Genomic DNA, 20,522 nt, shown 5'->3' with positions numbered 1-20,522 from the left:
CCAAATCAATACCGAAATGAATTTCAAAACCATACTCATCACTTTAGCGCTCTTCATCGTAGCCAATTTCACTCTAAGCGCACAATCCGAAACGGAAGAAGCCGTACTCGCGCCGATCCATAAATTATTTGACGGAATGCGGGCCGGCGACAGTAGCATGGTTCGGGCCGCTTTTCATCCTACCGCCCGCTTACAAACTACTTTTACCGATAAGGAGGGGAAACCGCAGATCCAAACGGCCGATCTGGAAAAATTCATCACCAACATCGGTACGCCCCACGAGCAGGTGTACGACGAGCAGATCTGGGGTTACGAGGTGATGATCGAAGACAATCTGGCCACCGTCTGGACGCCCTACACTTTTTATCTCGGAGAAAGAATGTCGCACTGTGGGGTCAATGCCTTTCAGGTAGCCAAAACCGAGGACGGCTGGAAGATCCTCCAGATCACGGATACGCGGAAGAAAGAGAATTGTCAGGAGAAAGAATAGCGCTTTTTTATTCTACCTCAAGATACTCCACAAAGGCGCTGAACCGGCTTTCGTAATCCGGGATCCGGTTCAGTAGCTGCTGATCGTACCAGGCACTCAACTGTCGAAGATTTTCCAGGAGCAGGGCGGTGTTGTCCGCTTCTAATTTGTGCAAACCGCTCAGCCAGCGCACCGGTTCATTTCCCCCGAAGCGGTGGATATTGGTCCCGGTTTCTTCATCCCGCGCTATCATTTCCAGCACCAGATTTTCCTGCATCAGCTTCAGCAGGAGGTGCAGTCCGATCAGATTATCGCGCCGCTTTAGTTTCTTCACACACTCGTAATACAAAAACCAGTTGGCGTCGATGGCCGCTGCCGAATAAGGTGCCGGAGATCCATCGGCATCAAGCGCTCCTTTTCTCTCCGGAAACTTTCCCCAAAGCAGCCGGTGCGGACCGGGCGAAACCGTCTTTTCCGCCAACCATTGATCGTAGCCGAAAACACTCAGATCAAGCGCTTCGATGGTCGGCCCGGATTGTATAACATACCGGGCAACGAGCTTTCCCGTCTGGTGGTGGACTTCCCGGCCCAGTATCCTACCCAACCTACTGACCAGCTCGTTTAATGCCCGCAATTTCGGTTGCTCCTCCGGTCGGAAAACCAAGATCAGATCGGTGTCGGACCAGCGATCGGTGAATTCCGGTTCCACTTTGGAGCCGTAAAGCGCGACTGCCGCCAGCCGACCGTCAAATTCTCGTAAGAAGGCCTCGATCAATTGGTCGGTAAACTTATCCGGTGTCATGATGATATTTTTGCCGTATGTTGCCAAGATACGGTTCCAACTACCGGCCCGATATTATTTTAGACCAAAGCCCAGGGCTTGCACACGTTTAGCGAATACCCGAAGGAAGCGGTTGGGGCGTCCGGGTTGGCCCCAGGATCCTCAGCGCTCCCGCATCGTCTATTTTTATCCGGTCGATATTTACAGTGCGCTCCTTATCCTCGAAGGATCCGTGAGTATGGTAGACCATAAATGTCTCCTTTCCATCCGGAGAACTGGTAAAGGAATTATGGCCCGGTCCGAAGATCCCACGTAGTGAATCCTTTCCGATCAACGGATTGTCCGGAGCTTTGGTCCAGGGACCCATCGGTGTCGGCGCCGTAGCGTAGCCGATGCCGTAGTCCGGATCGGCCCAGTGGTTGGCCGAATAGGTGAGGTAATAGGTATCCCGCTCCTTAAAAACGTAAGCGCCCTCATTGCATCTGGAAAAATCGCTATCCGGGTTTTCCCAGTCCTGTTCCGCTTCGCTGACCCTGACGGTATCGCCGCTCGGTTGCAGATTGTCCCGATCCAGTTGCATGGCGTAGATGATCCCGAACATATAGCCGTCCGGCCAGTCGCCGACGTAGCCGACCCGGTCAAAATAAACGTAGGGCTGCTCTTCGTCTACGAAGATATGGGCATCAATACAACTGTAGCCCTGATCGATCCAGGGCGCGTATTTGTCCGTGAAGGGTCCGGTCGGCGAATCGCTTTCGGCCAGACAGACCAGCATCATATCCGGGTAGGCGCCCGTATCCTTTGGTTTACAGCTGTAGGTGAGATAGAATTTGTCCCGGTAATGAATGACTTCAGGCGCCCAGTAGTTGGACTGACCGAAAGAAGTCGTGGTTTCTTTAAAGGCGTACCCTTCGTAGGTCCAGTCGCGCAGATTACCGGAAGACCAGCATTTGAATCCGTCCTTCCCAGCCGTGCCGTAAAGGTAATAGGTACCCTCGTGCAGCAGCACATAAGGATCTCCCATACGGATGCTGTCACCGACGGGATTCGTATAGGTGCCGACGGCCGTCCCTGTCCCGGATTCGATACCCGGATCACCGCAGGCAGATAAAAAAAGCAGAGCAGATGGCAGAAACAGGAAAGGATAGCGCATATCGAATGGCTTTTGATCTCTTGCCAAGATAAGGCAATACCTCCGATCAACTTTCTCGCTGCGTCCTGTACTATACGCGGGCGAGGAATTCTTCCTCCGTCATGATTTCCACGGTCCCCAGCGCCTGGGCCTTCTTTAATTTGGAACCAGCTTTTTCGCCCACCACCAAAATATCCAGGTTGCCGCTCACGGCGCTGATATTTTTGGCACCGGCCGCTTCGGCCTTCTGTTGGGCTTCCTTACGGCTCATGTTTTGCAGCGTCCCCGTAAACAGGATCGTTTTTCCGACAAAAGGCCCTTCACTCACGGCCGCTTTCGGCTGATCGTCTTCGGTCTGGCTCAGGTTGACGCCCAGACTTTCCATTTCGCGCAGGATCTCGATATTGCGCGGTACGGAGAAATAGGCCATCACGTTTTGGGCAACTTTGGGCCCGACGTCCTTGATGTGGGTATAATTTTCTTCGGTCCACTCCTGCAGATCCAGCACGTGGTCGATCTCTGCCGCCAGTAGTTTGGAGACTTTTTTGCCCAGGTGGTGAATGCTCAGGCTGTGCAGGAGCCGGTAGATCGGATTTTGTTTGGCCTGGTCAATAGCCTGCCGCAGGTTCTCCGCGGAGCGCTCGCCGAAACCTTCCAGTTGAGCAATCTGCTCGTAATCCAGGCGGTATACATCGGCCATGGTCCTAATCCAGCCCTGATCGTAAAACCGTTCCACGATCTGCTTCCCAAAGCCGTCGATATCCATGGCCGGTTTGGAAACGTGAAAGATGATGCGTTGCAGATCCTGGGCACCGCACACACAATTGGGGCAACGCCAGGCCGCTTCTCCTTCGGTTCGTTCCAGTTCCACCGGCTGATCGGTATCATTGATCGGGCAGAAGCGTGGAAATTCTATGGGTGTTTCGCTGCCGTCCCGCAATTCGGGCATGGCTTTAACGATATAAGGGATCACATCCCCGGCCCGCTCGATCAGCACGGTATCCCCGAGATGCAGATCTTTTTCTTTGATAAAATCTTCGTTGTGCAGGGAAATGGAAGAGATCGTCACTCCGGCCAGCGCCACGGGTTCCACTTTTGCCACCGGGGTGATGGTCCCGATCTTACCTACCTGGTAGTCTACCTTCAGCAAACGGGAGGTAGCTTGCTTGGCCGCGAACTTGTAGGCGATCGCCCAGCGCGGATGATGGCTGGTAGAGCCCGTGCGTTCCTGCAATATCCGGTCATTTACCTTGACCACCATTCCGTCGATCTCGTAGGGATATCCCTCCCGGCGCGCTTCCCAGGATTTGCAGAACGCCACCACTTCGCCGATGTTCTTACACAATTTGCGTTCATCGCCGTCCTTCGGCACCTTAAAGCCAAGATCGGCCAGCATATCCAGACTCTCGTAGTGGGTATCGAAACGATCCAGTTGATTATTTCCCTCCGCATCGGTCCCGTAGCCCAGGGTATAGATAAAGGCTTCCAATCCCCGCTGTGCTACCTCTTTCGGATCTTTCATGCGCAGGCCGCCGGTAGCGGTATTCCGGGCATTGGCAAAGAGGGTCAACCCCGCTTCTCCCCGCGCTTTGTTCATTTTGGTAAACACATCCTTCCGGATAATGACCTCCCCGCGCAGTTCCACTTTACCGAGCTGATATTTTGAGAATTTCGCACTCAGCGGGATGGAGCGAATGGCCCGGGCGTTGGCGGTCATTTCCTCTCCCAGGGTACCGTTGCCCCGGGTAGCCGCCCGCACCAGCAGATCATTTTCGTACACCAGCGCAATCGACCCACCGTCAAATTTCGGCTCCACCGCGTAAAGGATGTCCTCGTCTTCGGGGAGATTGAGAAAACGTTTGATCTGCTGGTCGAACTCATTCAGATCTTCCGCATTGTAGGAGTTGGCCAGCGATAACATGGGCGTCAGATGCTCCACGGAAGGGAAGTCGGCCGTCAGGTCCGCCGATACCCGCTGGGTCGGCGAATCGGGCGTGATCATTTCCGGATGCTCGGCCTCGATGGCTTCCAGCTGTTTGTACAGCAGATCGTACTCATAATCACTGACCACCGGATCATTCAGCAGATAATAACGCCATTCGTGGTAGATGATCAGCTGGCGCAGATTTTCCACTTTTAGGTCATCGGATTGCTGGTGTACAGCACTTTCTCCGTCCAGATATTGTTTGGATTGTTCGTAGAGTCTTTTTTGTTCCGCTTGGGCGTACATGCATCGAGAGTTGTGATCAATAATCAGGCTCAAAAATGCACATTTTATCCTAAATCCGGGAGGATGGGTGGACAATTTATGTGGGATTAGGTTGGAGGGATCAGGGGTCAGGTTGGAGGGGTCAGGGGTCAGGTCGGAGGTGTCAGGTGCGAGGATTCAGATGTCAGGGGAGGAAGGTGTTGCGGTGTTGAAGTGGGATGTGTTGAGGTTGGCATCTCAATAATCGCCATCAACCGTCAACCGTACCGTCGACCATCAACCGTCGACCGTCGACCATCGACCATCGACCGTCAACCTTCGACCCTCAACCATCAACCATCCCCCAACATTTGTCCCCCCATAAACTTGGCACAAACGACTCGTTAACTTAAATTGCGAACAAACATACCCGCTCATGCTATTTCCAATTGGAGATGATCAAGTAAAAGGAGGCTATTTTCCCATTTTCAGTTATGGGTTTATCGCCCTGAATATCATTGTATTTTTATTTCAGAATTCCCTGCCTCCGGCGCAGTTGCAGTCCTTTATTTATGAATACGGCTCCATTCCGGAAGAAACGACCAGCGGTCAGGACCTATATACGCTGTTCACCAGTATGTTCCTGCACGGCGGTTGGGCGCATTTGATCGGGAATATGCTTTTCCTTTGGGTCTTTGCCGATAATATCGAAGCGACGATCGGCAATTTTCACTTCTTCATTTTCTACCTGATGGCCGGTTTGGCCGCCCACGCAGCCCATATTTATTTCAACTGGAACAGCCAGATACCGACCGTCGGGGCCAGTGGGGCCATCTCCGGCATCATGGGTGCTTATCTGGTGATGTTCCCGACTTCCAAGATCAAAATGCTGCTCCTGTTCTTTGTGTTCCGGGTGCCCGCTATCCTTTTTCTGGGGTTTTGGATCACCCAGCAGTGGCTGGCCGGAACGGCCGCATTGAACGTCGAAACAGTGCAGAGTGAGGGAGTTGCCTGGTGGGCTCATATCGGCGGTTTCGTCTTCGGGGTGCTGGCTGGATTCTATTTCCGTTTCAATTATCCGAAACCGGAACTGGATACTTACTACGCAGGCCGGTAGCCGATCATCGGAATCTTTTGTACACCAATCTGGTTAATTCCGGGGAAGCCCGGCCGTAAGGTCGGAAGCCATCCGTTTTTCCGTTCTATCGAAGCCCGGACCAGGCGCACCGAATCCCAAAAAATTATTTACTTTTGCGCTTCAATCAGACAGACATGGAAGTATTCGATAAAGTGAACGGCCTGATCGCCGATATGGAAAACAGCCAGCCCGCCAATATGGACGAGCTGGAGCAGTTCCGGATCAAGTACCTGGGTTCCAAAAATATTCTGAAACCCCTGATGGGAGAGATCCGCAATGTGCCGAACGAGCAGAAACGCGATTACGGCCAGCTGGTCAATAAAGCCAAGCAGGTAGCGGAAAGTAAATACGCCGCTTTGAAGATCGAACTGGAATCCGCCGCCGAACAGGCCAGCGCCCAGCAACTGGACCTCACCGCTCCCGGTGATCCGCTGGTACTCGGCGCCCGCCATCCGATCTCAGCTACCTGGAACCGTATCGTACGCATTTTCGAACGCATCGGCTTTGTGGTGGCGGAAGAGCGGGAGATCGAGGACGACTGGCACAATTTCACGGCCATGAATACGCCCGAAGATCACCCGGCCCGCGACATGCAGGATACCTACTACCTCAAGGACAGTACCAGTATGCTGCTGCGTACCCATACTTCTTCGGTACAGGCCAGGGTCATGAAAAACCAGCAGCCGCCCATCCGGATCATCGCTCCGGGCCGGGTCTACCGGAATGAGACCATTTCGGCCCGCGCCCACGCGCAGTTCCACCAGGTGGAAGGTTTGTACATCGACGAGAAAGTATCCTTCGCCGACCTCAAACAAACCCTCCTGTATTTCGCCCGTGAAATGTACGGACCGCAAACCGATATCCGGCTGCGCCCATCTTATTTCCCGTTCACCGAACCGAGTGCGGAAATGGATGTAACCTGCTTTATCTGCAATGCGAAAGGATGTAATGTGTGTAAATATACCGGCTGGGTAGAGATCCTGGGCTGCGGAATGGTGGACCCACAGGTGCTGATCAACTGCGGTATCGATCCGGAGAAATACTCCGGCTTTGCCTTCGGTATGGGAATCGAACGCCAGGCCATGCTGTTGTACCAGATCAATGATATCCGCCTGCTGTTCGAGAATGATGTACGCTTTTTGGAGCAGTTTAAAGCGGTATTGTAATACAGCCAGGCCATTCTTCGTTAATAACCATAGCAACTTGACTCCGGCATGAAAATGAATGCTGCACGGAAAAGCTGAAGATAATAGTCCGTTCGGATTTTCTGTACCGCTTTCATTTTCGTGTCCGTCGTACTTTTATATTCAACTTCCCTTCGCACACGTGCCCGCCCTATACCCAACCCGGTAAATTTTCAGAGACGTCTAAGTGTTTGACGTTGTATAAAGAAATGACTAGACGTTGATCGATAATCGCCGTACCCGGACAAACGGCTTCCTCCGGCATTACGGCCCATTAGGTAGATAGATCGGTGTTTTGCTTTGCCGGATAGTAGTTTATAACTGACGAACCAAAGTTCATGATGCGAAGTACGTTTATTGCTCTGTCAATCCTGAGTATTGTCTGCCTCTCTGTTTTTCGGATGAGTGCCCAAACCGGCCTCGTGCTGCAGGTGGACAGTGCCACCATCGACCTGACCTGCGGTGACCTGTTCGGCAACCCCGAACCGATGTGGGGTGTGCAGGTAAACGGACAGCCTTACCAGTATTACCCACAAAACGGCGCCTGCTTTTCGCCGCTGCCCAATCAGCAATACATCGAGACCGTCTCCTGCCCGGCCGATCTTCCCACGGAGATCGAAGTTTGCTTTCACGGCTTCGAGAACGATCCGCTCATTCCGGCACCGGCGAGCTGTGAGATCAATCCGGATTGTGAAGCCACCATTTGCCAGAATTTTACCGTGCCGGCTCCCGGCCAGCCCCAGTCCCTTTCCCTGGCCCTGCCCGCCGGTGGTGATGTGACCGGTACCCTGAATTTCACGATGGCCGTAGAAAGCCTCAATCCGCCCGCCACCAATGACCTGATCTGTGATGCCATCGATCTGGGTACGGTGCGGTTCAACAATTCGATCGGCAACCTCATTAATCCCGTTTACAATAACTACTGCGCGACCAATGTCGACGAGCCGAATCCCTTCGACGTGGTGGCTGCCGGCGTTTTCATCAATGATCGGGGCGTCTGGTTCAGCTTTACCACCGATAGTGTCGCCAGCAATATTCTACTGATCGACGTACGCAGTGATCCCTTAAATACAGGTGACGAATTCGACGCCCAGGCTGCCCTGTACGAGTTTCCCGGTGGAGATTGTACGGCCACTCCTACCCTGCTGGCCACCAATTCGGATAACAGCAGTTTCAACGTCCAGCTCCGACCTACCTGTATCCAGCCGAATACCCGGTATTATTTGCTGGTCGACGGCGGCACCTTCGGTAATGAATCCATCGAAGGTCCCTTCAGCCTGCGGATCATTGATCCCGGGGTACAAGAAGGCGGCGACCTGCGCTGTGATTTTGAGGATCTTGGTGTTGTTCCCGAAAACGGCATTGTCGAAACTGATGGTTTTCGCTCCAACCTCTGCGCTTCGGATTTCGCAGATCCCTACGTGTCTGCTTTTGTCAGTCAGCACTCAGTCTGGTACAGCTTTATAGCACCGGCTTCCGGCCACGTCCGGATCGACGCGCTGAGCGATCAGCTCATTCAACCGCTGGATGCGCAATTGGCGGTTTACCAGGCGGTGAGCGGCGTTTGCAATGGCGGATTACGGCACATCAAAAGTCAATACCAGCCCGGAGACTACGACGAATCGATGGAAGTAAGCTGCCTTTTCGGTGGGCGTCGGTATTTCATCCTGGTCGATGGTTCCGGTTATCAGGCCCGCGGGATCTTCAAACTGTCGGTTTCCGATGCGGGCGATATTACGCCGGTAGTCCAGGTAGATACCATGATCTGTGCGGGAGAAAGCATCCGCGTTGGTTTTAAAACTTACGATACCAGCGGCAATTATATCGATACGCTCCGGGTACGGGAAGGCTGTGATAGTATTGTCTACACCAATCTCACCGTGGCCGAACCCCTGTCAATCGACTTCCAGCAAACCCGCTACGCTTTCGGCGAAGGTATGGCGGATGCGGAAGCCCGGGTCACCGTCAGCGGTGGTATCGGTACACCAACCATCACCTGGTGTGACGGCCAGACCGGCGATACAGCTACCGGATTAATAGGCGGCAGCCAGTGTTGTGTAAGCGTTGTCGATTCCATCGGCTGCCAGTACGAAGCCTGTTTTGAAATTGAATACATTACCGGGGTGTCCCCCATTTACCAGGATACCAGTGTGGCCTGTTTTGGAGATGAGAACGGCGTGATCACCCTCAGTGCCGCCCGTGGCTTGCCACCCTATACTTTTGACTGGAGCAGCGCCGACGGAGCCTTATCCGGCAACGGCGTGATCGATACCAATTTCCAGGAGATCCGGATCGCGGATCTACCGGCGGGGGCATACACCTTCACGATCCGCGACAGTTATCGGGACAGCACCTTTACCGTCAATGTCAACGAACCGCCCCAATTGCAGGCCCGATTACTGGATCAGCAGGAGATCACCTGCACCGGAGATTGTAGCGGCAGCCTTACGGTGGAAGTTACCGGCGGTACGCCGCCCTACGACCTGAGCTGGAACGACGGAGCCCGCAGCGAGCAGCTGCAGGACCTCTGCGCCGGCACCTATACGCTCACCGTAACGGACGCCAACGGATGCGAGACCACGCTCTCCGCCACCCTGGAAGAGCCGCTACCCTTTACGGCCACGGCCGAATTGCTCCAGGAAGTTTCCTGCTATCAGGGCAGCAATGGTCAGGTCGGGGTCAGGATCGAGAACGGTAAGGCGGCGGATTATTTTTGGAGTAACGGCGCCACTACGTCCAGCCAGTCCGGACTGCCGGCCGGTTTCTACCAGCTGACCGTTACCAGCGACCTATTCTGCGAATCGGTCACGGAAATTGAGATCACCGAACCGGCAGCGCCTCTGGAACTGGAGATCCGGCAGATCGCTCCCGTCAGTTGTGGTGGTGAAACGGACGGACAGTTGCAGGCGCTGGTGGAAGGGCCCTATCAGGATCTTTATTACCAGTGGAGCAACGGCGCCACCACCAGCGGCATCAACCAGCTCGGTGCCGGCACCTATACGCTCCAGATCCGCAACGAAAGAGATTGCATCACTTCGGATACCTTCCAACTGGAAGAGCCGCCCGTGATCACCGCCAGTCTGAGTACTCGCGATATCAGTTGCCTCGATGCTCCGGAAAGCGGGATCATTTACGTAGATGAAGTAAACGGCGGACTGGGCGATTATCTTTTCTCCGTTGATGGCGACCGGTTTTTCCGGACCCCGGCAATCAGCAACCTGCCCGGCGGAGATTATGTACTGATCGTACAGGACGGCGGTGGCTGTGAACAGCAATTTCCCGTTACCATCCAGACGCCGCCGGAACTGACCGTCAGCCTCGGCAGCGAAACCATCGAACTGGATCTTGGAGACAGCATCGAACTAGCAGCCCTCAGCAGCAGTGCCAACGTACTTTACCAGTGGGATCACGACAATACCCTGGCGGGTTCCAATACCACGGTCTCTCCGCAGATCAGTAGCTATTACCGCGTTCGGGTAGAAGATACCGAAACCCTGTGCCGGGCGGAAGCGGTAGTCTTTGTACAGGTGAACAAGCGCCGGCGGGTGTATATCCCGAATGCCTTTAGTCCGAATATGGACGGCAATAACGATTACTTCTTTATCTACGGCGATAATGACATTGTGGCCATCGAATCCCTGCGGGTTTTCAGCCGCGACGGGCATCTGGTCTATCAGGATAATGATCTGCTGCCCAATGATCCGATCCGCAGTTGGGACGGTACGCTCAACGGTCAGGACCTGAGCAGCGGGGTGTACGTGTACGTGGCCCAGATACGGTTTGTGGACGGGCAGACGGAAGTCTTCCAGGGAGATGTGGCGCTGATCCGCTAGCGGGGACAGCCTCTATATGATCTGGCATTCTAATCTATGGCGTACTGCAGATCAAGCGGCAGGTACGAGCGGCCTACCTTCAGTCGTTCTCCGGTGGACAGGATCAGGTACTCATCGCGCTTATTCTTTTCCTTACCGATCACCTGCTGCCGGTTGACGAGGTACTTGCGGTGAATGCGGATGAAGTCCGGATTCAGCGTTTCGGTCATCTGATCCAGGGTGGAGCGGGTCAGGATCACGCCTTCGGCGAGGTGGACCTTGAGATAATGATCATCCGCTTCAATCCATTTGGCCTGATCCGCTTTGATGGTCACTTTTTTCCGGCCTAGTGTACCGGAGATGTGTTTGGGCTCTGTGCCCCGCTCTTTTCGTAGTAAATAAAAAGCCGTTACCAGTAAGTACAACAGATGAAAGACGACGGCCCGGCCAAAATAGAAACGGGCGTAACTCCCTTTGAAGGGCACTTCCGCCAGGGTGGTCAGGTATAGCAGGAGGCTGGAAAAAGCATAAAAGATCAAAACGGTCAGGAGGATCCAGGCGGTCGCCGGCAGCCAGAAACGGTGGGGGTATTTTTCCCGGATCCATTCTATTCCCAGATAATAAATGGGGGCAACGGCAATGAACAGGATCAGCCCAATACTCAGGAACACTACAGTCGGCCAGGGATTATAGGTATCGTGCCAGCCGTAACGAATGTAATTCTGAGCCATCATCACCACTCCGATGACCAGCAGGTAGAGCAGGCTGAAAACGAAGTACTTCCTTTCCGCCATCAGAGTGGTAGTGATCTCTTTCATTTTCTAAAGATATTCATTTTCCGCCGGATCCACGGAGTCCGTCGTTGAACGCGTTTTTTCCAATCGGCACCAGGCAACAGCACCGGATCGATGTTTTCAGGTACAGCGCACCGTTCTGCTGATTATCCCTGTCGATCCATCAGATCGCTACGCTGTAGCTCTGGGTTGTTTTCATCCAATGGGTTTGAACATAGTCCGGTGCGCTGCACTTACCTGGGCACATTGGAAGATCTCCCCTTTACCGGAGCGCTAGAATGCGCCTTTAAAAAAGGTCTCCGTCAGCCCGGCTTCGGTGATCCAGTCGGCCAGTTCCTGGTGCTCGCCGGCCTGGGCGTGGTGCAGCAGGGTAAAACCGTGCGGCCCGGGAGCCCGGAGCAGATGCGGATACTCACCGATCATTTTCCGGACCAGATCGGCGTGCCCCAGAAAAGCGTGGATAAACAGGTCCATTCGGGCCCCTTTGCTCAGCAGGAGATCGGCGATATCCTTCCGGCCCATGTGTGCCGCTCCGCCCAGTGGCGTTTCGAAGTCGCCTTTCTTATTCTGATTGGTACAATTCAGTAATAAAGGTTTGGCCTCGATGATCTTTTTGCAGGCATTGAAGTCTACGTGGGCCGTCCGCACAAATTCCTTGATCTCAGCGGCTTCAAAAATTTCATTGGCCCGGTTGGCGGCAACCAGTGCCGGGGAGAACAACATTCCACCGGCCAGGGTCGACCAGGCTCTTTTCAGAAATACCTTTCTTTTCATAATGCTCTTTTTCCCTTCGAAATAATGGAAGGTGCACTTAAAAAGCCGGTCTGCCGTCCGCATTTTCGTGAATGGCCCCGTATTTGTCGTGAATGGGTTAAGCGCCTGTCCAGAAACCGTTTTTGCTGTCGGCAATGACCAGAGTTGGGTGCTCACGAAGTCACTTTCGAGTTTCGTAGCAGCACTACGGAAGGAGGAAATGAGGTTCCATAGATGGTTTTTGGATAGACTCTAAATCCCATAGCGACTTGCCGGCCAAAGATGCGTTTTGTAACTTTAGCCTCGCGCTCCCGCATCACTTCAGCATTAAACCAGGTGAACCTATGATCAACGCCAAAGATTTGTTCCACAAGATCAGCTATCTCCAGTATCCCCTCATGCTCATTGGGTTGTACTACGCCGTCCTGCCCTATATCGTCGGTTTCGATACCCTGTGGGACAACCTCAATAATTTACTCATCTTCATGGGCCTGGGCATCAGCTTTTCCACCCTCCAGGATACCACCAAAGTTCAAAATGAAGCTTCGCGCCGGATCTGGGAAAATCCCAAAAAAGGAAAAACCTTTTTGACCTTTATGTCCGTCGCCACCCTCGTATTCATTGTGCTCGGTTTGATCGGCTACCTCGCCTCTCCCCACGAAGTGCTGCAGGAATTGTCCTTCGGCCTGATCGTTCTGGGCATTGGATTCATGGGCATGGTTAAAAGTGCAGTGGAGATGTTCGAAAATCACCGTAAGGACCGACCTTCTTTGCAGGAGTAGTTTGCAAATAGTCTACTGCCAGGCCGTATCGATCCTCCCGGGCTGCACCGACAATTGGTGCGCACCGGATCGGATGTATAGCTTTTAGACCAAAAAGGAGCGTCGACGGACCAAAACTCAAATATCTGCCCGATCCAATGCGGCGGAGTGTGTAAATTTGTCCTGAATATCATTCCAAATCCCAAACATCAATGAAATACCTGTCTCTGATCCTGCTCCAGTTTGCCTTTATCGCTAGTATCTATTCCCAGAATGCCGGTGAGCGGCAAAGCATGCTCTGGGAGATCTCCGGTAACGGACTGCCCGCCAACTCCTACCTCTACGGTTCCGCTCACCTCAATGACCGGCGCATTTTCGATTTCGGCGATTCCCTCTATTTCGCACTCAGCTCCTGTGAGCAGTTTGCCGGAGAGATCAACTTTCAGCAAATAGATACCTTCCTGATCAAGATCCTGGCCAAGTCCTTCATGGCCGGCGTGGAGGGAGAAGACGAAGCAGAAACGGATACTACTGAGGAAAATGCGTCCTCGGAAGACAGCAACATTTTCGATGAGATGGATATGTACGGCAAGCCGACCGTAGTGGATTGTTACCTTTTCCGAACGGCTATGAACCTGGGCTTGTCCAGTCACGGGCTCGAGGATATGAGTGAACATGTCAGCATTCTCGACGGTATTCCCGAAAAAGAGGAGAAGTTCAAGATCGATGATCCCTGGTACGAAGAATTCATCAATACCTACGCCCGGGGAGATGTCGATAAATTAAGGGAAATGACCGAGCCCAAGGTATACGACGAAGCGGATGTTTACCGGATGTCCGAACGCAATCTGATACAGGCTACTTCCTTTGAAGCGCTGGCGAAGCGGGCCGGCACCTTCGCGGTGGTCGGCGCGGCCCACCTATTCGGCAAGGATAATGTGCTCGACCAACTGGCTGCAGCCGGCTACCGGGTACGACGGGTGAATTTCGGGCAATCCACCGACCGCATCGACCGCACTTATCTTCTGCACCAGGCGCAGGACTGGTACCAGCTGGACGGTTCCCTGCTCCGTTTTAGCCTGCAATCCAGCCTCAACAACGAACTGGTCCCGCTCTACGATCAGGGGGAAGTCCACATGGCAACGGAGTTTGACAAAGGTCTGATTTATATGACCATGATCTTTCCAATCGCCCTGCTTGAAGACGAAACGGCCTTCCTGGAGTACGCAAAAGCGGCCGTCTTTCCGGATACCCTCAATCTCAACCTGATAAAAACCGAATTAGGCGATACCCTCACCCGTTACGATATTGAAAATTTCTCCGAAAAGAATGCCTACCGGGCGCGTCTCCAGATCACGGAGGATGCTTTCTCCCTGCAGATGATCCTGGGGCTTTCCATTTCCGCTTTCGATCATCCCAACGTAGAGCGCTACCTGAACGGGCTGGTCATTTACCCGCAGGAAAAACCGGTGGAGAAAAAGTGGAACCGACAATTTAGCGCAGATGGCGCGTTTGAATATTATTTCCCCGATGACATCGCATTTTCCGATAATCCGGTCACCAATGAGCATTACGCCGAGCGGGGAGACATCCTGCTGCGGTATAAGGTCTACGAAGATCCGCAGACGGAGGATGAATATATGGTCCGGTACCACTGTATGCCGCCGGGGATCACCTACGTTGAGCCTTATTCTGATCTCCGGGCCACCATGGAAAGTCTGGGGTCGATCTACAACGCCAAAGTGAGTGAAGAGAAATTCATCACTAAGGATGAGCATCTCGGGATGGATGCCATACTCGTGGATCGCTTTGATAACCACTTTTACGTGCGGGAGATCATTCGGGGAGCCATGCTTTATATCTGGGTGCAGAAATCTCCCAGTCACGAGGTCAATGAGGATTTTTTCGAGAACATCGCTTTTTCGGAACCAAAATATAACGTACCGAATACTTTCACTTTTCCGGACGCCCGCTTTTCCATGAAAGCTCCCGCGGCAAATTATCAGTACCAAACTACCGAAGAGGAGCAAAGGGTGGAAAATTTTGATTTTAATTATACCGGTTCCGGCGTCACCCTGATGCTCGAATTTGAGCCTTACGGCAAATACCAGGAACTCAATCTGTCCGACTCCATTTTTACGCTCGATAATGCAGTAGACCGCGAACTGACGGATACCATCCTGGAATTTAAAACCTTTAAATACGGTGATGTTTGCCCCGCTTACATCGTCCGGTACCAGAACGACTCCACCTTCTACTACCGCACCGTAATGGGTATCTTCTGCAATCACACCTTTACCTCCCTGGAACTGGTTGCGCCCCAGCCATTACAGACTTCTTCCTATGTAGACGATCTGCTGGGGACCATCCGCTTCGAACTGGATGAGGATTCCGGTACTTCCCTGACGAGCCGGAAAGCGCCCCTCATTCTGCAGGACCTGGAATCCAAGGACAGCCTGACCTTTAGCAATGCCCTGCAGGCCTTCAATAACTACGAAAACTTTACGGAGGCGGACCTCCCCCTGGTCTACCCTTTGCTTTGGAAACCTCTGCTGAATGAGATTGATGAATACAACGCCAAATATATTCTGGTGGCCATGCTGCACAATTTTGAATCGGAAGAAGTAGAGGACGAACTCGTAAAATACTACAGCGCTACCGACAACGGCAACGTCAAAGCCATCATCCTCGAGAGCCTGGGGCAGCGAAGTTCGCCAACCAGTATGCCCAAAATGATCGGTCTGATGAAACAGATGGAGTCACCCCAGCAACTCTCCTCCGATCTGTTCAAACCCTTCGCCGATTCCCTGGAACTGATGCAGCAATATTATCCACAATTGAAAAAACTGGCGGAAAAGGATATCGGTACCTCCGAAGTACTGGCCCTGATCGCCCACTGGCTGGAACAGGAAACAAACTATCCATTCCTGGAAAATGACCTGGCCTGGTACCACCCCCGCATGTACGCCCGTATCGACAGCTTCTACGTTACGCTGGAGGCCGATTCCACCGCCAGCATTGACGGCTACCTGATGGACTACATCCGGGAGAAAGGCGACCGGGAAACCGCCGAAAAGCTGTACGAAGTGATCTCCGGATCTACCGATATATTCGGCAAGTACCGGGTGATCTACAATCGCATCGCCAAAGACGAACCACTTCCCCAGGCGCTGATGGATACGGTCATGGAAAGCTCCTACTACCGCTACTGGATCCTGAAAGGACTGTCGACTTTCGACCGGGAATTACCGGATCGCTGGAATGACAAAGAGAAAGTGGCCGAAGCGGTGATGAAATACCACTTCTTCAGCAATTACGATTACTGGTGTGAAGACTGTACACTCGTCCGGGAAATTTTGGCCAATGAGGTGAAGCCCGGGAATATGGTCTTTATGAAATGCGCTTCCGAAGAAGAAGGAGCTTATTACCTGGGCTGTATCGGCCCTTTTGACGAGAATGGCCATATTGATCTCAATAATGATCAATCCGTCTATTACACCTCCACCAAGACCGAGGCGGAATTCGAGACCATTTTCACCGAATTTATCGAATACATCAACAGTAAAGAATAGACCGGCACCCGGCAGCCTACGCTGCCGGGTAAATTTTCCTTAAGACCTTATCAGAACATTTAGGCCCCAGGACGGGGTTTAAAACAGACTATTGCGGCTCTTTCTCCCTGCGGGCATGGGTACACTATGCACTGTGGCAACACGTTTTTATACACCGCCCATTTGCTAAAGGCATTCGGGCTTTGCGATCCTAAAAATTTACTTATGAAACCCCTCCTGCAATCCGTTTTATTCCTGTTGACCATTTTGTCCCTGATGAGCTGCGAGAACGGCTACCGGCAAGTGGATGGTCAGTGGTCTTACGTCACCATCGATGAAGGGCACGGCCGCCGTGTTCAACCGTTGGAGGTAGATCCGGAAACCTTCGAGATCCTCAGCCAGCGGGCATTCGCCAAAGACAAAGATCAGGTCTTTTATCAGGGCCTGGTACTGCCCGGCGTTGATGCACCCAGCTACCGCCTGCTCCCGAGCGGGATCTTTACGGCCGACAAGGACCGGATTTATTTCCTGCACCTTCCCATCGGTCAGGCCGATCCGGCTACTTTTGAAGAGATCGGTTACCCGTACGCCAAAGACAAAAATTTCATTTACTGTGGTTCCATCCCGATCGCTCCCAACCAGGGCCAGCGGCTCAAGGTCGTTCGCCGGTCAAAGGGCTATTCTATCGCTACGCTCGAATCCTTCCTCCGGGATAACGAACCGATCGCCCACCTGGATACTACCGGAGTGACAACGGTAGCATACGGCTACGGTGAGATCCGGATTAACGGGGATCGTTACGTGGATTTCAGAAAACTGGAATAGCGTTTTGGGAAATAGCAATTTCAATTCCAATGGCCATTTCAATGATTCAAAATTGGGAAAAGGAACCAGTTCGCGACCTTTACCTTGCTATTGTAATTGCAATTGACATTGCCATTAAGATATGAGTTCATCCTGAATTTTTTCAGGATTCAAAAATGACCTCGTAGAGGTTAAACATTCGTAGAAAAATAGTCGAAATGCTGGTTTCGACCTCAGGGAGGTCGCACAACATGGAGCAATGTGGTAAATGTGCGACCTCGATGAGGTCGGAAAACGCTAATCCAGCTAAATTATACGAATATTTGACCTCTCTCTGAGGTCATACGCCGCCTTCTATAAAATTCGGGGTGAATCATGCGAATCAGGAATCAATGTGCCTTTAGGCACAAGATGTAGGTAGCAAAATGACCATTTCCCGGCTTAGCGTGCCGTAGGTACGCCATGTAAAACCATATTGCGTACCTACGGCACGCTGAACCTCCCAAATTATAGGACGGGCTACCTATCTCTCGCTCCTAGGGGACTTTTAACCCCTAATTCGCATGATTCATGTTATAATTGCAATTGACATTGCCATTAAGAAAACCTCCCGGGGAATCCCTGCAAGCCTGAATAACCGGAGCCTCTCCCCTATTCTTCCCTGCCGATGATCTCAAAGGGCTGTTCCAGCCGATTGCCCCGTTCGTCCACCAGCGTCAGCAGATGGGGGCCGGGAGCGGGTTTGAGTTCCAGGCTGTGGAAGTTTTCCGTACTCCCCATGAATTGTTCGTCGATATGCCAGTGGATGGTTGCCCCCGGATCATTGTGCGCAACGGCAAAAACCGTCCGGGAAAGCGATCCGTCCAGATCCACGGGAACGTAGATCCGGGTAGGTTGTTTGGGATAGATCAATTGCATGGGTTGCCCCTCATCGGTGCTGCGACAATCCGGCCGGAATGGCGGCAGTGGACTAAAGTCGGGATGTTTGGAGCGGTAGTAATGCCCTTCCAGCGGCGGCAACACCAGCCAGGGCACGTGCACGATATCGGCCGGATTGATGCAGGAAGCATTCACCCGCCACTGCCGGCCGGGATCCAGATGAATGGTCTTATGGTATGGGCAGGGCGGTACCCGGCGGCCATTGGCGGTAGCCCAGACCGTATCCACCGGGCATCCCTCTACCGGCCGGAACCCGGATCTCGCACAGACTTCCAGTTCCAGCAGATCATCGTAGGGCTGACTAAACCAGGAGGCCCGGCCGGAAGGTGGCTTGGGCAACATATTGACTATATCAAACAGCACCGGAGCGGCTGCTTTAACTCCTACCAGACCGGCACGGCCTTCACCGTCCGCATTGCCCGCCCAGATACCGATCGCGTATTGCGGCGTCACACCGACCGCCCAGGCATCCCGGAAGCCGAAGCTGGTGCCGGTTTTCCAGGCCACCTGCCGGCTGGAACGAAAACGTTCCCAGATACCTTCCTCGTTAGGTCGTTCCAGTTCCTTCATCGCATCCAGCATCAGCCAGATAGCGCCCGACCCCAGAAAAGGCGGGTCCCTTCGCAGATCCACCGCCGGTGCGTTACCGGTCGGTTCCCGGTATAAATAGTAGGGCTTGTGAAAATCGGCGGGATCGTATTCGCCGCTGTATCCGTAGGTATGTTGCAATATTCTTCCCAGGGAGGCGTAGGTGCCGGTAATATCCCACAAACTCGCTTCCGCCCCACCCAGGATCAGCGGCAGACCGTAGTGGTCCGGAGGGAAAGTGATGTGCTGGAAGCCGAACTTCCGCAACTGATAGTGGAATTTTTCCAGACCGTATCCCTGCAACAGATGGATAAACGGCACATTCAGGGAACGTACCAGCGCCTGACGGGCACTGACCAGTCCGTCGTATTGCTCGTGAAAATTTTCCGGCTTATACCCGCTGAGCAGCGTCGGCACATCCGGTACCTGCGTTTCGCCCACGATCTGCCCTTCCTGGAGCATACTGGCGTACAGCAACGGCTTCAGGATGCTGCCCGTACTCCGTGGGGCGGTGATCACATCTACTGCTTCTCCGTGGTCTTCGCCGGCACCCATGACGTTGCCCACGTAGGCCTGCACCGCTCCGCTTTCCAGATCCACTACAAAAGCCGCCAGATTAAAAATTCCGTTGGCACGCAGGCGCTCGTGGTGCCGTTGGACCAGGGTGTTCAACTGTTGTTGCAGTCCCCGATCCAGCGTGGTGCGTACGCGGGATTGCCGGACCTGTCCACTTTTGACGTATTCCAGGTCCGCCCGGTCGAGCAGATGGGGTGCGAGACGCGGCAACGGCAGCGGGGCCTGCGGCAGTGGTTCTTCCTTCGCCAGTTCGCATGTCAGTTTATCCAGGGTACCGGCTTGTTCCAGTCGGTCGAGCAGACGGTTGCGTTTGGCTTCCAGGGCATCCCGGTTGCGGCCCGGATGGATCAGACCGGGACTGTTCGGAAGTACGGCCAGGGTAGCGGCTTCGGCCCAGGTAAGCAGTTCCGGGCGCTTGGCAAAATACCGCCACGAAGCGGCTTCCAGGCCCACAACGTTGCCACCGAAGGGCGCGTGGGCGGCGTAGAGCGTCAGGATCTCCTCTTTGCTGTAGGTCCATTCCAGGCGGGTGGCCTGGATCACTTCGATGAGCTTTTGCCAGAGGGAACGGCTGTCCCGGTTGCGGGACATTCGCATGAGTTGCATCGTGATGGTGCTGCCGCCGCTTACGATCCGGCCGTTGCGGATGTTCTGCACCATCGCCCGGCCGATACTGCGCAGGTCGACGCCCGGATGCCGGTAAAACCGGCGATCCTCGAATTCGAGCAGGGCCTGTACGAAAGTCTGCGGCAAGCTGTCCGGAGCGGGAAATCGCCACTGTCCGTCGGCCGCAATACGGGCCCCCAGCAGATTGCCTTCCCGGTCTTCCAGCACCATACTCGTAGGCGCATCGAACAAGGGGCGAGGCAGACAAAAAACGTAGGCCAGCAGCAGAACCAAAACGGATCCCCAGGCCCACCGCGGATGGGTCCGGAAGAGTTTTCGAATGGATTTCCAGAGACGCCTGATCATCGTGCAAAAATAGGGTTTAATTACATGCAGTGCGCGCAGGCGGAAAGGGCCAAAATGGGTACTGACCGCTTAAGCGACTA

At 53.5% G+C, this 20,522-nt stretch carries 13 protein-coding genes; 7 read left to right on the top strand and 6 right to left on the bottom strand.

Translation table 11 applies throughout. The features are described from left to right. The first annotated feature begins 16 nt into the window (after positions 1–16). Entirely contained in the window at positions 17–490 is a 474-nt protein-coding gene (locus tag CRP01_RS27195) for a nuclear transport factor 2 family protein (protein WP_099153213.1), read from the top strand. Between the two features lie 7 nt (positions 491–497). On the opposite strand, the gene CRP01_RS27190 is transcribed toward CRP01_RS27195, so the two are convergent. From CRP01_RS27190 to ligA, 3 genes are all read right to left on the bottom strand, one after another. Then, complete coding sequence (locus tag CRP01_RS27190; protein WP_143473550.1) at positions 498–1,271, bottom strand: nucleotidyltransferase domain-containing protein; 774 nt, start codon at positions 1,269–1,271, stop codon at positions 498–500. An 88-nt stretch (positions 1,272–1,359) separates the two neighbouring features. Continuing rightward, a complete protein-coding gene (locus tag CRP01_RS27185; protein WP_099153211.1) occupies positions 1,360–2,403 on the bottom strand; it encodes a glycoside hydrolase family 43 protein in 1,044 nt (347 codons plus the stop codon). Between the two features lie 70 nt (positions 2,404–2,473). Beyond that, the gene (gene ligA, locus CRP01_RS27180) at positions 2,474–4,612 is read right to left on the bottom strand and encodes an NAD-dependent DNA ligase LigA (protein WP_099153210.1); all 2,139 of its coding nucleotides are present in this window, start codon (positions 4,610–4,612) and stop codon (positions 2,474–2,476) included. 394 nt (positions 4,613–5,006) lie between these two features. Here ligA and CRP01_RS27175 point away from each other — a divergent pair, with 394 nt between their 5' ends. The 3 genes from CRP01_RS27175 to CRP01_RS27165 all read left to right on the top strand — a co-directional run bounded on the left by CRP01_RS27175 (position 5,007) and on the right by CRP01_RS27165 (position 10,725). Beyond that, entirely contained in the window at positions 5,007–5,687 is a 681-nt protein-coding gene (locus tag CRP01_RS27175) for a rhomboid family intramembrane serine protease (protein WP_099153209.1), read from the top strand. Between the two features lie 155 nt (positions 5,688–5,842). Further along, positions 5,843–6,874, top strand: a complete 1,032-nt coding sequence (gene pheS, locus CRP01_RS27170) for a phenylalanine--tRNA ligase subunit alpha (protein WP_099153208.1) — start codon at positions 5,843–5,845, stop codon at positions 6,872–6,874. Positions 6,875–7,230: 356 nt separating this feature from the next. Next, positions 7,231–10,725 (top strand): T9SS type B sorting domain-containing protein, encoded by a 3,495-nt coding sequence (locus CRP01_RS27165; protein ID WP_099153207.1) that lies wholly within the window; start codon positions 7,231–7,233, stop codon positions 10,723–10,725. 29 nt (positions 10,726–10,754) lie between these two features. Here the strand turns inward: CRP01_RS27165 and CRP01_RS27160 are convergent, their stop codons facing one another. Together CRP01_RS27160 and CRP01_RS27155 are read right to left on the bottom strand one after the other, a co-directional pair. Next, positions 10,755–11,522, bottom strand: a complete 768-nt coding sequence (locus CRP01_RS27160; protein WP_099153206.1) for a LytR/AlgR family response regulator transcription factor — start codon at positions 11,520–11,522, stop codon at positions 10,755–10,757. Between the two features lie 249 nt (positions 11,523–11,771). Continuing rightward, positions 11,772–12,272: an ankyrin repeat domain-containing protein gene (locus CRP01_RS27155; RefSeq protein ID WP_143473549.1), complete on the bottom strand. Its 501-nt coding sequence runs from the start codon at positions 12,270–12,272 to the stop codon at positions 11,772–11,774. A 323-nt stretch (positions 12,273–12,595) separates the two neighbouring features. Between CRP01_RS27155 and CRP01_RS27150 the strand changes: the two genes are divergently transcribed. The 3 genes from CRP01_RS27150 (at position 12,596) to CRP01_RS27140 (ending at position 17,388) form a co-directional block, all read left to right on the top strand. After that, complete coding sequence (locus CRP01_RS27150; RefSeq protein ID WP_099153204.1) at positions 12,596–13,033, top strand: hypothetical protein; 438 nt, start codon at positions 12,596–12,598, stop codon at positions 13,031–13,033. Between the two features lie 191 nt (positions 13,034–13,224). Continuing rightward, positions 13,225–16,584: a TraB/GumN family protein gene (locus tag CRP01_RS27145; RefSeq protein WP_099153203.1), complete on the top strand. Its 3,360-nt coding sequence runs from the start codon at positions 13,225–13,227 to the stop codon at positions 16,582–16,584. 204 nt (positions 16,585–16,788) lie between these two features. After that, positions 16,789–17,388 carry a DKNYY domain-containing protein gene (locus CRP01_RS27140; RefSeq protein WP_170110556.1) on the top strand — a complete coding sequence of 200 codons (600 nt, stop codon included), beginning with the start codon at positions 16,789–16,791 and terminating at the stop codon, positions 17,386–17,388. A gap of 630 nt (positions 17,389–18,018) precedes the next feature. Here CRP01_RS27140 and pbpC read toward each other — a convergent pair. Then, positions 18,019–20,442 (bottom strand): penicillin-binding protein 1C, encoded by a 2,424-nt coding sequence (gene pbpC, locus CRP01_RS27135; RefSeq protein WP_099153201.1) that lies wholly within the window; start codon positions 20,440–20,442, stop codon positions 18,019–18,021. Positions 20,443–20,522: the final 80 nt, after the last annotated feature.

The sequence above is a fragment of the Flavilitoribacter nigricans DSM 23189 = NBRC 102662 genome (assembly GCF_002646595.1).
Taxonomy (GTDB): domain Bacteria; phylum Bacteroidota; class Bacteroidia; order Chitinophagales; family Saprospiraceae; genus Flavilitoribacter; species Flavilitoribacter nigricans.
The sequence above is the reverse complement of the archived record's forward strand: the minus strand, read 5'-3'. Positions and strand labels throughout refer to the sequence as shown.